The sequence below is a fragment of the Metaclostridioides mangenotii genome (assembly GCF_018917235.1).
In the GTDB taxonomy this organism is placed as follows: domain Bacteria; phylum Bacillota; class Clostridia; order Peptostreptococcales; family Peptostreptococcaceae; genus Metaclostridioides.
Genome location: NZ_JAHLOF010000001.1, coordinates 107650 through 122357 on the forward strand (window position 1 = coordinate 107650; position 14708 = coordinate 122357).

The following is a 14708-nucleotide window of genomic DNA, read 5'->3' on the forward strand; positions in this document are numbered from 1 at the left end:
TTTTATTGAGTATTTGAAAAATTAAAGAAATACATTAATTTTTTTGCATTAAAAAATACCTTCTTTTATAATTTTTTAAAAAAGAATGTTATCTAACATCTTTTCTCTTATATTACATAAAAAGGTATTTTATCATTTTATTTATATGTTATATTTCAATTATTTTTTTGCATCTCCATACATCTCTTTTAACTGTTTCTGAATATCATCACTATCAAGATACTCGTCGAAATCCATCTTTCTGTCCATAAGGCCACTTGGAGTGATTTCAATTATTCTAGAAGCAAGAGTTGAAATAAATTGATGGTCGTGAGAAGTAAATAGCAATACTCCTGGGAACTTCTCAAGCCCTTTATTAACTGAAGTTATACTCTCAAGATCTAAATGGTTAGTTGGATCATCAAGAACTAGTACATTAGCGTTAGAAAGCATTAACTTAGAAAGCATACATCTTACCTTTTCTCCTCCTGATAAAACTTGAGCTTCTTTTAAAGCTTCTTCGCCAGAGAAAAGCATTCTTCCTAAAAATCCTCTTATAAAGCTTTCACTCTTTTCTTCAGAGAACTGTCTTAACCAGTCTACAAGTGAGTAACTTACACCATCAAAGAACTTATTGTGGTTCTTTGGTAAGTAGTCTTGAGTAGTAGTGACTCCCCATTTGAAACTTCCACTATCTGGTTCCATATCACCCATAAGTATATTAAATAAAGCAGTAGTAGCTAATTCGTCACCTAAGAATACAACTTTATCATCGTTATCTAGTCTAAATGAAACATCATCTAATACTTTAACTCCGTCAATTGTCTTAGTTAAATTGTGAACCTCTAAAACTTCATTACCAATATCTCTAGCTGGAGTAAATCCAACATAAGGATATCTCCTTCTAGATGGCTGTATATCTTCGAGCTCTAATTTATCTAATTGTTTCTTTCTTGAAGTAGCTTGCTTAGCTTTAGAAGCATTTGAACTAAATCTTGCGATGAACTCTTTTAATTGAGCTATTTTTTCTTCAGTCTTTTTATTTTGATCTTTCGAAAGTTGCAGCGCTAATTGACTTGATTCGTACCAGAAGTCGTAGTTACCTACGTACATTTGGATTTTACCAAAGTCTACATCAACTATGTTTGTACATATCTTGTTTAAGAAGTGTCTATCATGAGAAACTATGATTACTATTGAATCTTCTAAATCCATGATAAAATTATTTAACCAACTGATTGATTTAAAATCCAAGTGGTTAGTCGGCTCGTCCATTAGTAGTATTTCTGGTTTACCAAATAATGATTGAGCTAGTAACACCTTAACTTTTTCTCCACCAGTTAATTCCTTCATTTGTTTATAATGCATATCTTTGTCTATTCCTAGACCCATTAGTATTTTTTCTGCATTAGTCTCTGCATCCCATCCATCTAGTTCAGCAAATTCTCCTTCTAATTCTGCAGCTTTTATACCATCTTCTTCACTAAAATCTTCTTTCATGTATAGAGCATCTTTTTCGCTCATTATATTCCAAAGTCTTTCATGACCTCTAATTACCACATTTATAACTGTTTCTTCTTCGTATTCGAAGTGGTCCTGTTTAAGAACAGACATTCTCTCTTTATCTGTTATTGATACGTTACCTGTATTAGGCTCAATCTCCCCAGATAATATTTTTAAGAACGTAGATTTACCAGCGCCATTTGCCCCGATTATCCCGTAACAGTTACCTTTAGTAAATTTTAAATTAACATCTTTGAATAATTCTTTATCGCCGAATCTTAGACCTACATCCGTAACTTGTAACATTAATGATATTTCCTTTCTTCTTTTTATATTTAAGCAACATTATCATCTTATAATAAATATAGAATTAAGTCAAGGCGCAAGCCTTATTATAACTATATTTTAGCGAAGTTACACGCTGGATAAGTACACACTTCACAGTTCATACATAAACCACCATGGCCATAGGCTGCTATATCTCTTTTTGTAAGTTTTTCATCTATTAGTAGTCTTGGTAAAACTACATCAAAAACTGTTATTTTACTATACATTCCACATCCAGGTATTCCTACAATGGGAACATCACCATAATACGCAAGTAAGAACATCGCTCCTGGAAGTATTGGTGAGCCATATGTCACAAGATCTGCTCCTGTATCTTTTATTGATGTAGGAGTTACATCATCTGGGTCAACGCTCATTCCACCAGTACAGCATACGAGCTCTGCACCTTGTTCTATAAAATCTTTTATTGCTTTTGTAATTACTTCTTTATCATCTGGACAGATAGTTTGCCCTATTACTTCACAGCCAAAATCTTTTACTTTTTTATCGATAACAGGACCAAATTTATCTTTTATTCTCTCATAGTAAACTTCATTACCAGTAGTTACTATACCAACTTTTTTAGGTTTAAATGGGACTACATTTACTATTTTTCTATTACCAACTGCTTCTTTTGCTTCTTTAAGTTTATCTTCGTGAATTAACAGAGGAATAACTCTAGTACCCGCAACTTTAAGTCCTTTTTTAACAACAAAATTATCATGAAGCGTTGCCATCATTACTTCATCTACATAATTAAGATCAAATAAAGCCTCTTTATCTATCTTTAATAATCCATCACATGCTGCAAAGAAATCAACTTTTCCTTCTTTTAATTCAGAGAATTCTAAGTTTTGACCAGCAGTAAGCTCTTTTAAAAATATTGCTCCATCGTTTTCGTGTACCATTCCCTCTTCTTTTTCCCACACATAAAGATGATCTTTACCAAGTGATAGAAGTACTGGTATGTCTTCTTCAGTTACAACATGTCCCTTTTTAAACTTTCTTCCTTTAAACTCTCCAGGAATTATCTGAGTTATATCATGCAATAATACTTGCCCAACTGCATCAACTGTATTAATTAATTTCATCTATACTTCCTCCTAATTTTTCGTATTCTTCTCTTGTATCAATATCAAGGAGCATCTTTTTTGGAACTTCTACGTATTTTATTTTGGATGACTGAGCGATTACCTTTTTTCCTTTTTCATCATTGTTTAGTTTTAGTAAATCACTTTTTTTGCTACATGGAAAAATAACAGGATTTCCCGTTTTCTCACCATTTCTCGGTATTACTATATATACGGGATCTTTTTTAAATTCCTCAACTAATTTGTTTAAGTAATTGGTATCAATAAAAGGCTGATCGGCTACAAAAAACATATAACCTCTATTATCTTTAGCATTATTTAATCCTAATTTTATAGACTCACTCTGACCTACTTCAGCGTTTTTATTGATTATATTCTTAAATCCATATTCTTCACTTAGTCTTATGATCTCCTCATAATGAGTAACTACTATCACTTCATTGAAATTCATGTCTTTAACAGATTTAAAAACCCTCTCAGCTAAAATGGACCCTTTGTATTTTAATAGTAGTTTATTTTCACCCATTCTCCTGGACAATCCAGAAGCCATTATAATTGCACTTATCATATTATATCATCCTCATAATTCTACATAATTATATTAAAATACATTGTAGTATATATTTCAACTATATTTCTGTAATTACATATAGATTATTTTTATCAAATAATAATATTATTGATTCAAAATTGTAAATAACGTATTTTAAAAGATAAATATATTATACATTAACTAAATATAAAAATAAATTAATACTATAAACATGTTTCTCTTAAATGTTTACACATAAAATTGATCAATAAAAAACGACAGTTTATTAAAAACTGTCGTTAAATAATTCTACTTATACTCTAGAATAGCTTCTATCTCTACTGTTGCATCTAAAGGAAGTTGATTTGTTCCTACTGCAGTACGTGCATGTCTGCCGGGTTCTCCAAAGATTTCATACAACAGTTCAGATGCTGCATTTACTACTATATGTTGCTCAGTAAATCCAACTTCACTACTTACAAATGCCTGCAATTTTATAACATTTACTATTTTATCTAAATCTCCTATATAATCCTTTACTGCTGCAAGCAAATTTATTATACAAATTTTTGCTGCATCCTGTGCCTCTTCTAAAGTTCTTTCTTTTCCCACTTTACCAGTATATTTTAATTTGCCATCTACAAAAGGAACTTGTCCAGCTACGTATAGTGCATTTCCTAAATGCTTAACAGGTACATACATCCCGCCTGGTTTAGAGTTTTCAGGTAAATTAATTCCAATTGCTTTGATTCTTTCTTCTATCTTCATTATATTTCCTCCTAGTTGTAGATAAGATATAAGTTTATTCTGGAAAAATTTCTGCTATAGAGTACAATGAAGCATGACCGCTTATAGATACTCTATCACCTTTATTTTTACAATATAAAGTGCCCCCTCTTTTTGAAAGTTGTCTTGCCACCATTTCATCTTTTCCTAAGCGTTTTGCCCAGTAAGGAATAAAATTACTGTGAGCTGATCCACATACAGGATCCTCTGGAACTTTAATTTTCGGGAAAAAAGTTCTAGATACAAAATCATATTTATTCCCTTTTGCTGTTATAAGAACACCCATTCCATCTGGTAAATGCTCCAATTTTGATAGATTGGGTTCAAAATTTTGCACCATTTCTTCGTTTTCTAATACAAAAACCAAATCTCTATTCAAATATGTCTCTAATGGTTTTACTCCTAGCGCTTCAACCATTTGGTCAGTAAGTGGAAACTCTTTTGGCATTATACTTGGAAAATCCATTTCAAATAAATCTCCATTTTTTGTTACAGTTAAATCTCCACTCATTGAATGAAATAAAATTTTATCTGCGTTAGTATCCACAAATTTTGTAATAATAAATGCCGTTGCTAAAGTTGCGTGTCCACATAAGTCTACTTCACCACCGGGCGTATACCACCTTAGATCGTATCCATCACTTACTTTTACTGCGAATGCTGTTTCAGAAAGATTGTTTTCAATAGCAATTTTCTGCATTAAATCTTCTGATAGCGGTCTATCTAGAACACAAACTCCAGCTGGGTTACCTTCAAATACCTTTTCTGCAAATGCATCTGCAACGTAGTACTTCATAATAAAATCCTCCTTTTGTATACAATATGAATTTAATAAAAGTATATCATTGTAAAATAATGCATACAATGACATAATTGTAGTGCATACAATTTTATAGGAGGTTAATATGCCAGTAAATTCTTTTGAAAATTATCCAATGTCGTGGAAACCCAAAAAAGAAAAATTAACATCACCATTTTATCTCTCTATAGCTAATTTATTAGAACAAGATATCATAAATGGTAGCCTTGCACCTAATGTTAAATTACCACCTCAAAGGGAGTTGGCTGATTACTTAGATTTAAACCTTAGTACGATTACAAGAGCTTTTAAAATCTGCGAGTTGAAAGGTTTAATTTATGCAGTAGTTGGGAGAGGAACTTTTGTTTCGCCAAATGCTAGCTGTGATATATCAATAACTGATAACAAAATAGAAAAAAATTATATTGAATTAGGTGTTATTAGGCCACTGGACCAAACCAACTCAATTGTTTCTAATGTAACAAAAGAAGTATTATCAAAAAGTTATATAGAAAATTTATTAGATTATGGAAATCCATCTGGACTTAAACATCATAAGTTATCAGCTCAAAGTTGGTTACAAAGATATAACTTAAATGCAAAATTAGATAATATAGCTATAACTTCTGGTTCTCAAAATTCAATTACACTTTCTCTGATTTCTCTATTTAAACCAGGGGATAAAATAGCAATTGATATGTACACGTACCCAAATGTTATTGAATTGGCAAATATGCTTAATATTCAGTTGATTCCAATAGAGGGTGATATGTATGGTATGAATCCTGATGCATTAAAATTACAGTGTATATTAAACAATATAAAGGGAGTGTACTTAATCCCATCTTGTAGTAATCCTACTGCTATATTGATGAATATGGAACGTAGAAAAGAGATTGCAAATGTTATAAGAGAATATAATCTTATCTTAATTGAAGATGATATATATTCTTTCCTTGTACCACAAAATTTTATACCCATTACTTGTTTAGTTCCAGAAAATTCTATATATATATGTAGTACATCAAAGTCTCTATGTTCAGGACTTCGTGTTGCGTTTATAGTTTATCCCAGTAAATTTTTATCAACAATAGAAAGGGTAATATATAACGTTAATATAAAAACATCTGCATTAAATGTTGAGATTATTTCTGAAATGATTAATACAGGTGTTGCGGATAAAATTATTGAAGAAAAAAAATCCATAATAAAGCATAGAAATAACATTTATAAAAAATATTTTGATATTTATAATCCGAATGAAAATCCTTTTAGCTTTTTTAGATGGCTGCCTTTAAAACCTCACTTAAATTCTTTCGAGATCAAAAAAGAAGCTACGGAAAACGGTCTGCGTATTTATCATTCTAAACGTTTTTTAGTTGGAAATTATAATGAAAAACAGTTTTTGCGTATCTCATTATCATCTACATCCAATGCTAGTGAATTAGATAATGGACTTAAAATTTTAAAAAATATAATATCTAAATAGTAATAATTATATTTTCTATTGAATAGTTGAATACTAATTACAATATTTATACAAAAATAAACGTGCTCTATAGTTGATAAATCATTACTATACGCACGTTTATTTAATTATAAATAATACAGATTATATGTATTGTTTATTATAATTTTGCTTTACACTGCCATAATAAAATTTAATACTGCTATCTTTGGTTCTAATAATCTTTATAAGTTCTTTTGCAGTATCTTCAAGGTTTTTATTTTCCACTTTATTTATAAATAATACTTTCTCGCCAACTGAATTTTTGAATAAACCATCTTTGCTTAATACAATTTTAGCTAAATCTTGTATATCGACTTCTTTATTTAATTTTTTATATTTATTGTGTTTATATCCAATGGTTTCTATAAACTTATCAAGCCTATGTATATTTTCTTCGTTTATCTTCATTTTATTAGAAGTTATATCTAAAATACCAATTGTCTTTGTTGTTTTCTCATATACGACTGGCTCATTATCATTCCAACCCTTAAGTTTTTTACGCTTAGAACCATCGCCTTCGATTAAAATTAAATCAAATTTGTCTTCTAGCAATTTAAAATCTTCAAAATCAAGGCCAACTATTTTTTTATCTTTATTTATGAATTTACCGCAAACTGTTATTCCAACTTCAAAGTCAATATTTAATAGGTCATCTCTATCAATTTTATCTAGCATCATGATTTTTTCATAAGAACCATCATGTGGTACAAATATTTTAGTAGTTGTAGTTAACAGAACTCTACGCTCATTTCTATATAACTGAGCTACATAATTAATAAATGATGTCTTCCCCCCTGCACCTACAACTGTTATTACTTCTTTTCTATTTATATTAGGATTCAAGTAAATTAAATTTTTAAAACTCATAGCCTATACCTCATTTTCCTAGTATTTCTATACTATTATTAAGATTATATAGTTATAAATATCTTTAAGATTATCCTCTAATTTCTCCATTAAAAGGCCTACCTTATGGAATAACACTAACTATTTAACTCAAACATAAAGTTTAACAATCTACCAGCATAGGAAGGTGAATTAGTCTCATCTTCTATCACTCTGTTTAAAAGTTCCATATTATCAGTTATAATCCCATCTACATTTAAAAAAATCATATTGTTAATTACTTCTTCAGAATTAACCGTCCATACAAAAACTTTTTTACCAAGCTTGTGGGCTTTATTTACAAACCTATCACTAATAGTAGTATACTCTACAGTAAAAAAATCTACATTAATTCGTGGCATTCCAATTAAATTAAATGGAAGTATATAGCCTACTTCTAACTCTGGGCATTTTAATTTCAACTGGTGAACAACGCTATAATCTAGTGATTGAATTTTATGATTATTTGTCAAAACCTCATCTTTATATCTTTTTATAAATAATTCTGCAACTTCGTCACTTGTATACTTATTAGTTTTAATTTCGATTAAAAGTTTCTGATTTTTTGATTTAGCAGCTTTTAAATATTCATTAAAGCTAGGTATCTTTTCTTCATATCCATTTTCTCTGATTGTTATATCCTCTAATTCTTTTAATGTTAACTCAGAAGTATCTACATCGATATCAGCAAGCTTTCTAAGTGTATTATCATGCATAACGACAAATTGATGATCCTTTGTTTCCTGAATATCCATTTCCACATAATCAGGCTTATATTCCTCAATAGTATTTAGAGATCCTAATGTGTTTTGGACACCATTCCCCTGGCTTACACCTCTATGAGATATCGTCATTGGTTTAGATGTTAAAAGACCTTGCATATATGCTAGATTAAAAAATAATACGCATATTATACCAATAAATAGCATAATTCTAAATAGAATAATTCTAGCATTTAATTTTTTATTTTCTGATTTGTTACCTTTAAAACTATATTTTGATTTGCCTTTTATAGTCTTGCTATTAATTAATATATCAAGTAAAATCTCAAAAAAATAAACTGTTATATATGCTGTTATTACTATTGAAGTGAATTGTATCAACAGTAAGCATACTACAGCACTATAAAGAGCTAACTCAGAGAGTATATTATCAAATAAGACTTGTATTTCATATACACATAAATAGATTAATATTCCTACAATTATCGATATAATCACTACAGTTACGAATCTCATGATAATTTTTAGTACTTTCCCTCTGGTTATATTCCAACTCTTAGATACTGCCGATTTAATTGAACCACCTTTTAATATTAATATTGGCAAAACTAATACTAACCTTATTGCTAGATAAAATATAAGAATATATCCAAATAAAAGTAGTACTATATAGGTAACTTTTCCCTCTAGTATGTAATCTATGATAAAATTTGGTACAATAGCTTTTGATAATAACGGTGTTGTATATCCAAAACCACTAAAAGGAACTATTAACATAAAATAAAGTATAAAAAATCCAAAAGATCCAGGAGAAACCTTCCGTATTTGATCAAAAGTCAACGCTAACAGTTTCGATACAGTCATATCGCTATTTAACCGAATATTGTAAACACTCAAAAGTAAAAAAGTAAACTCTAAAAACGCTGATATTATAATAATTGAAAATAAAGCTATTAATCCTGCTAATGCTACTGGATGGCCAAACACTATATCAATAATATTGGTATATGAAATATACGATATTCCACTTACATTTAGTATAAATGTAGTAATTATTGAAAGTGCAGGAATTAAGATTAATACTATTATCAAACTCGGAATAAATACTATCTCAAGATATTTAATAAAATTCTTAAAAAATAATTTTAAATTTATCATTATAAAAAACCTTTCATTCAAAAAACATCTTCTCTAAAGAAAATCTAGTGCAACCTTCTCCTGGCGTCGAACTAAATTTTTCAATTTCGTATATTGTTTCTTTTATTCTTCTACTGTTCGCCTTCAATTAAAATCCCTCTCTTTTTTAATAAGATCTTTGACACTGGATACTCTATCATTATTGAAAATATCTAATTCTCAAAAAGCTCTTTAAATTATACTACTACATAATATTATAAAAATAAATAGAACCCCTGTAACTATTTAATACAAGGGTTCATATTCGTCTAATATTATTTACACAGTTGCTTTTTCGTACTTTAGTTTTCTACCAAGCGCTTTTGGTTTACATACTGATATACATTGGCCACAATATCTACATTACTTAACAAATATACTAACTATTATATCATAAAACAATTGCCTTAAAGTAAATTATAAATTAATTATGAATCAAACAAATTTTCAATATATTCTCATCATATTCTTCTAAGTTAAGAGAAAATATTATATCGTAATTACCATCTTTTATTTCAGATATATGATCAGTAAGCTTTTTAACATCATCCAAATTTGTTTTTCCTTCAATTAATAAAATACCTTTCTTCTTTAAAAATTCACTTCCTACTAACCTCATATCACTAATAACTTTATTTGCAACATCAGAATAATTCTCATTTTTGTTAAATTCTATATAAGAATATCCTATACCTTTTTCATTTGCTATAACTTCCTTTAAATCAGTTGTATCTAAATAAAGTAGAGTTTCTTCTGAAATTGATTTAACTAATAGATTCATTATATTTGTAAAGTCTTTTATTTCATCGACATTTAAATAAAATTCTCTATTTAAACCTAAATCTTCTTTTTCATCATCATCTGAGCTATTTATTCCTATAGATAGTACCCTTCTTTCTAAAGACATATATGATATTGCCTTAACTATATCACTTGTTCTTTTATCTTTTGAGGAATAAATTAAAAACAGTACATCTACACCATCAAATATGCTCCTGATATATTCCATATCTACATCTTGATTGATAGTTAGTTTTTCAATGCTCATATTGCATAATATATCATCTTTTATATAGTTTAAGTTGTTTATTCCTTCATCGCCTATTGCTATTATTTTTGAATTCTTTTCTATTTGATCCATATTAATTCTCCTAACTTTTTTCTTTTACTTATTATACTTTTATTTTACACTATTTTTCTAAATTTTAAAATTTAAATAAAACTTAATATATTTCTTACTTTTTAGATTAATTAACTCAAAAACTAAATATAGCCCGACTTAAAACTAATAGTTTTAAGTCAAGCTATCATATTATTTTGTTTGAAAATTTCAAAATATAGTTTTATAAAACCTTTATTTTTAAGTTACATATTAAGTATTATACTTTTAGTTAAAAGCATTTTTAACTAAAGGTCCATATTTTCCTTCAAGAGCTTTGAAAAGTGGAATACCAGCTATTGTTATAACAACAAATTCACCAAATCCAACTTGAGCCATGGATAAGAATAATGGTAGCCCTGCAAATTTATTTAACATCCAGCCAATTATAAATGCATTTACAATTGCTGGCCAAAGAGATGCAAGTACAATGGATCCAGTATTTTTGCCAAGTAGTTTTCCAGTTTTATATACCATACAAGCGCTAATAAATGTAGCAAGAGTTCCAAATATAGTATCCGGAATACCATAAACTCCTAATATGTTTGCCAGAAAACATCCCAATGTAAGCCCTGGTATATAATCTTTGTCTACAAATGCTAATAGTATCATAATCTCTGCAACTCTAAATTGGATATTAGAATAACTCATAAATCCAAGAGAAATTGTAAGAACTGCGTATACTGATGCAATTAGAGCTGTAACAGCTATTTTTTTAGTTTTTCCTTTCATTTTTTCCTCCTAATATTTTAAATATTAAGCCTAGGATACGTAAATCTTTGTAATCAAAATAAAACCATAGAGTTAGTCTACGGTTTTTGACACAAAATAATACATCTATAATAATAAATGCATATAATTCACCGTAGTTTTATTTAGAGACAGGAGGCTCACGAACTGTCTTATCTATTTCAATATACATTATATACTATTATTAAATAAGATTCATCTATTAATTTTTATATGGTGATTATATAGGAATAATAAAAAGCATCAAAACTTAACATTAGTTAAGCTTTGATGCCAATATTAATTAATCTTTATTAATTCTTTTATTTCATTTATATTTAGTACACTAAAAGGTTCTTTAAGTACATCTTTATATTCTAGAATTCTTTTTCTATATATCTCTACCATAGGAACTCTAGAATCCATTTTAAACCCTTCTTCTTTAATTATATCTTTATAAAGTCCTAAATCCTCAATTATAAATTTTGCATAAGTGTAATAATTAATTTCTTCTAAAACGTCATAACCTCTAAATATAATATCGTATTTATTTATTCTAGTTTTGTCTATTCGACTTAGATCATTATAAGACCTTATGAGCATTCTGTGCAATTCAAATACATCAAATACAAACTTTGAAACATTTTCTTCTGTACCATCTTTATTGATACCTTCTATTAAATCAATGTAGTTGTATTTAAAACCCTTTCTGATGATCTCTTGGTATCCCAAATAGGTTTTAACATTATCCTTATCCAAATGTTTAAGTATCTCGTATTGATTAAATAGAAATAATCTTTCCTTTGAACTAAGTTCCATAATAGACCCCTCCTAATTAAACAATATTAGAAGTACATACAAGCTTTTAGTGATAAAAAGAAAACGTATAAATTTATTATAAACTATGTTTGTCTTCTTACTTCTATTATACTACATATCAGTCACTTTTGATAACAAATTAACAAATATAAATTATTTTTCTATACATTCATATGGTGACTTATCTTCTCTAATGGATTTTAATACCGGTTGTCTAAGTAAATCTTTTTCGTTTGGCATATATTCAACTGTACACACTAAATTTGGCGTAATCCAAATTGCATTTTCATGCCCATCTGGAACTCCACCAAGATCCGGCTTATCTATTACGTCGTATTTATATTGATTAAGCTTTTTAAGACTTACACCTAGTGTAACATGCCCTTTATATACTAATGCATCTTTTTTATACTTTCCTATAATCAAACTAACAAATCCTTTTTCTTTCAATAAGTACCCACATATTATAAAGTCATCATCCTTTAAAAATTTTATTTTTATCCAATTTTTAGTTCTGCTGTCCATATAATACTTACTATTTTTTTCTTTAGCTACTATTCCTTCTAGATTTTGTTGTTTAGCTAATTCATATAAAGTAATTCCTTTATTTTCAATATATCTTGATACAGCTATCCTATCTGACTCTACAACTATATCAGCCAACATCTTTTTCCGCTCTAATAAAGTTAAATCCGTAATTAATTTACCATCTAAATATAAAATATCGTATGCAATAAATGATGCAGGATATTTCTTTCCTGCAAGTTGAATCTTAAATGGATCAGACATAAGAGATCTCCTTTGGATTTCAAAAAAATCAGGAACCCCATTTTTTGTAACAATTAATTCACCATCTAAAATACACTTAGATTTTATATTTTTATGGATATCCGAAAGCTCTGGAACTTTTGATAGTAACTTAAAGTCTCTTTTATTCCTTATATCCGTAGAATCTTTATCTAAATACGCTATACACCTAATTCCATCGAGTTTGAGTTCATATATATAGTCTGGAGAATCAAAAGCCTCATTAGCTTCATTAATTAGCATAGGCTTTATACCTTTTTCATCAAATATATCCATCACTTAGTTCCTGTCTTCAAATCGCCATGTTCAGCCATATCAACCGATTTTTTAAGTGCTTCCATTAAATCAATTACATTACTTTGTTTGTTTGTATCTATATCTACAATTTCTTGACCGCTTATTTTCTTTTCTATTGCTTCTCTCAATCTTTCTTGATATTCATCACTATATGCTGATATATCAAATTCTTGAGTCATTGACGTTATTAGATTATTTGCCATATCTACTTCTGCTTTTTCAATATTAACTTTTCCCTTTGATTTAGGTATCTCTTGTATTTCCTCTTCATAAAACAGAGTTTTTGCGATGATACCATCTTTCATAGGATAAAGTATAATAAGAGTCTCATTTGTTCCAAGTACAGTTTTTGCGATTGCTACTTTTTTTTGTTTTAGCATAGCTTGTCTTATAAGCTCAAATGCCTTTTCGCCACCAGTATCTGGAACTACATAGTAGTTTTTATCGTAGTAAATATTGTCTATCTCTGACATTTTTGCAAAATGTATTATATGAATTGTCTTATCTTTTTTAGTTTTTATTTTATCTAATTCTTCATTAGTTATAGTAACATATTTATCCTTTTCAAATTCATAACCCTTCACTAAATCTTTAGTCGTAATTTCTTTATCACAAGAGCCACAGTATTTTTTATATTTTACTCTTTGGTTTGTGTCTTTACAAAGTTGGTTAAAACTGATACTTATATCTCTAGTAGTCTTATATAACCCACAAGGAATATAAATCATACCTACTGAAATAGCACTTTTATGCGCCACAGCCATTTAAATCACTCCCTATTAAATTCTTTATTATAGTATGTCACAGAATTATTGTTTTAATTACGACTTTAGCCATATAAATTTATTTATTAAAAAAGCTTGAATCAATAAAATTTAAAATAATATTGAGTCAAGCACATTATAATTTTTGAATAGCATTCTTTCAGTTATTCTATTAGTTTCTAATTCCGTCCATAATAATATTTACATGCACATCGAATAATATATTAGCTTCTTCTATTGATATTTTTTCTAGCTGACTTATATTTAAATTAAATCCTATAAACGAACTCCATATAGAAAAAGCAGTATAATCAATGTCAGCAACTATTAACTCTCCATTTTTAACACCTAATTCCAAGAACTTTTTTAGTACATCTAGATAAGAGTAGTCTATAGATGCACCCCTTTTGTGCCTATAAAGTGTTACTAAATTATATTTCATAGGTTCATTTAATGCGATCAACATCATATTATGAAATACTTCTCTTAGGTTAAATTCAAAACCTTTTTCAGCACATACTTTTTCTCTTATAATCTTCCTAATCTCATCAGACTGCCTTTTCTGTATCTCATCAACTATTTCTTGTTTGTCCTTGAAATAATAGTATATTACCCCTGTCGTATACTTCATTTTTTTACTTATCTTTCTCATCGATAAGGCCTCGAAGCCATCAGAAATAGCTAGATCTAAGGCAACATCCAGAATATCTTCCTTAATTTTTTTACTTCGTTGTTTTTGATTTTCTCTTGACATAGACACCCCTTTATTCCATTATTTCCCCTCTTACATTCATTATATTGAATGTATTTGAATAAAAACAAG

At 28.5% G+C, this 14708-nt stretch carries 14 protein-coding genes; 1 reads left to right on the forward strand and 13 read right to left on the reverse strand.

Translation table 11 applies throughout. The annotated features are described in order from the left end of the window. Nucleotides 1–159: 159 nt before the first annotated feature. From KQI18_RS00520 to KQI18_RS00540, 5 genes are all read right to left on the reverse strand, one after another. Nucleotides 160–1788: an ABC-F family ATP-binding cassette domain-containing protein gene (locus KQI18_RS00520; RefSeq protein WP_216465544.1), complete on the reverse strand. Its 1629-nt coding sequence runs from the start codon at nt 1786–1788 to the stop codon at nt 160–162. 92 nt (nt 1789–1880) lie between these two features. Next, nucleotides 1881–2900, reverse strand: a complete 1020-nt coding sequence (locus KQI18_RS00525) for a molybdopterin-binding protein (RefSeq protein ID WP_216465545.1) — start codon at nt 2898–2900, stop codon at nt 1881–1883. Next, complete coding sequence (gene mocA / locus KQI18_RS00530; RefSeq protein ID WP_216465546.1) at nt 2887–3468, reverse strand: molybdenum cofactor cytidylyltransferase; 582 nt, start codon at nt 3466–3468, stop codon at nt 2887–2889. Before mocA ends, KQI18_RS00525 begins: the two co-directional genes overlap by 14 nt. 273 nt (nt 3469–3741) lie before the next feature. Beyond that, complete coding sequence (locus KQI18_RS00535; RefSeq protein ID WP_216465547.1) at nt 3742–4200, reverse strand: RidA family protein; 459 nt, start codon at nt 4198–4200, stop codon at nt 3742–3744. Nucleotides 4201–4234: 34 nt separating this feature from the next. After that, nucleotides 4235–5014, reverse strand: a complete 780-nt coding sequence (locus KQI18_RS00540; protein ID WP_216465548.1) for a PhzF family phenazine biosynthesis protein — start codon at nt 5012–5014, stop codon at nt 4235–4237. A 109-nt stretch (nt 5015–5123) separates the two neighbouring features. Between KQI18_RS00540 and KQI18_RS00545 the strand changes: the two genes are divergently transcribed. After that, entirely contained in the window at nt 5124–6506 is a 1383-nt protein-coding gene (locus KQI18_RS00545; protein ID WP_216465549.1) for a PLP-dependent aminotransferase family protein, read from the forward strand. Nucleotides 6507–6629: 123 nt separating this feature from the next. Here the strand turns inward: KQI18_RS00545 and yqeC are convergent, their stop codons facing one another. From yqeC to KQI18_RS00585, 8 genes are all read right to left on the reverse strand, one after another. Further along, the gene (gene yqeC, locus KQI18_RS00550) at nt 6630–7394 is read right to left on the reverse strand and encodes a selenium cofactor biosynthesis protein YqeC (protein ID WP_236887578.1); all 765 of its coding nucleotides are present in this window, start codon (nt 7392–7394) and stop codon (nt 6630–6632) included. A 116-nt stretch (nt 7395–7510) separates the two neighbouring features. After that, entirely contained in the window at nt 7511–9292 is a 1782-nt protein-coding gene (locus tag KQI18_RS00555; RefSeq protein ID WP_216465550.1) for a glycerophosphoryl diester phosphodiesterase membrane domain-containing protein, read from the reverse strand. Nucleotides 9293–9734: 442 nt separating this feature from the next. Beyond that, complete coding sequence (locus tag KQI18_RS00560) at nt 9735–10451, reverse strand: cell division protein (RefSeq protein ID WP_216465551.1); 717 nt, start codon at nt 10449–10451, stop codon at nt 9735–9737. A gap of 246 nt (nt 10452–10697) precedes the next feature. Continuing rightward, nucleotides 10698–11201, reverse strand: coding sequence for a QueT transporter family protein (locus tag KQI18_RS00565; RefSeq protein ID WP_216465552.1), 504 nt, complete (start codon nt 11199–11201; stop codon nt 10698–10700). Nucleotides 11202–11498: 297 nt separating this feature from the next. After that, the gene (locus KQI18_RS00570; RefSeq protein WP_216465553.1) at nt 11499–12017 is read right to left on the reverse strand and encodes a YfbU family protein; all 519 of its coding nucleotides are present in this window, start codon (nt 12015–12017) and stop codon (nt 11499–11501) included. Between the two features lie 153 nt (nt 12018–12170). Further along, nucleotides 12171–13100 carry an RNA ligase family protein gene (locus tag KQI18_RS00575; RefSeq protein WP_216465554.1) on the reverse strand — a complete coding sequence of 310 codons (930 nt, stop codon included), beginning with the start codon at nt 13098–13100 and terminating at the stop codon, nt 12171–12173. Beyond that, nucleotides 13100–13885, reverse strand: coding sequence for a Ku protein (locus KQI18_RS00580; protein ID WP_216465555.1), 786 nt, complete (start codon nt 13883–13885; stop codon nt 13100–13102). Before KQI18_RS00580 ends, KQI18_RS00575 begins: the two co-directional genes overlap by 1 nt. Nucleotides 13886–14057: 172 nt before the next feature. Further along, nucleotides 14058–14639: a TetR/AcrR family transcriptional regulator gene (locus KQI18_RS00585; RefSeq protein WP_216465556.1), complete on the reverse strand. Its 582-nt coding sequence runs from the start codon at nt 14637–14639 to the stop codon at nt 14058–14060. Between the last annotated feature and the right edge of the window lie 69 nt (nt 14640–14708).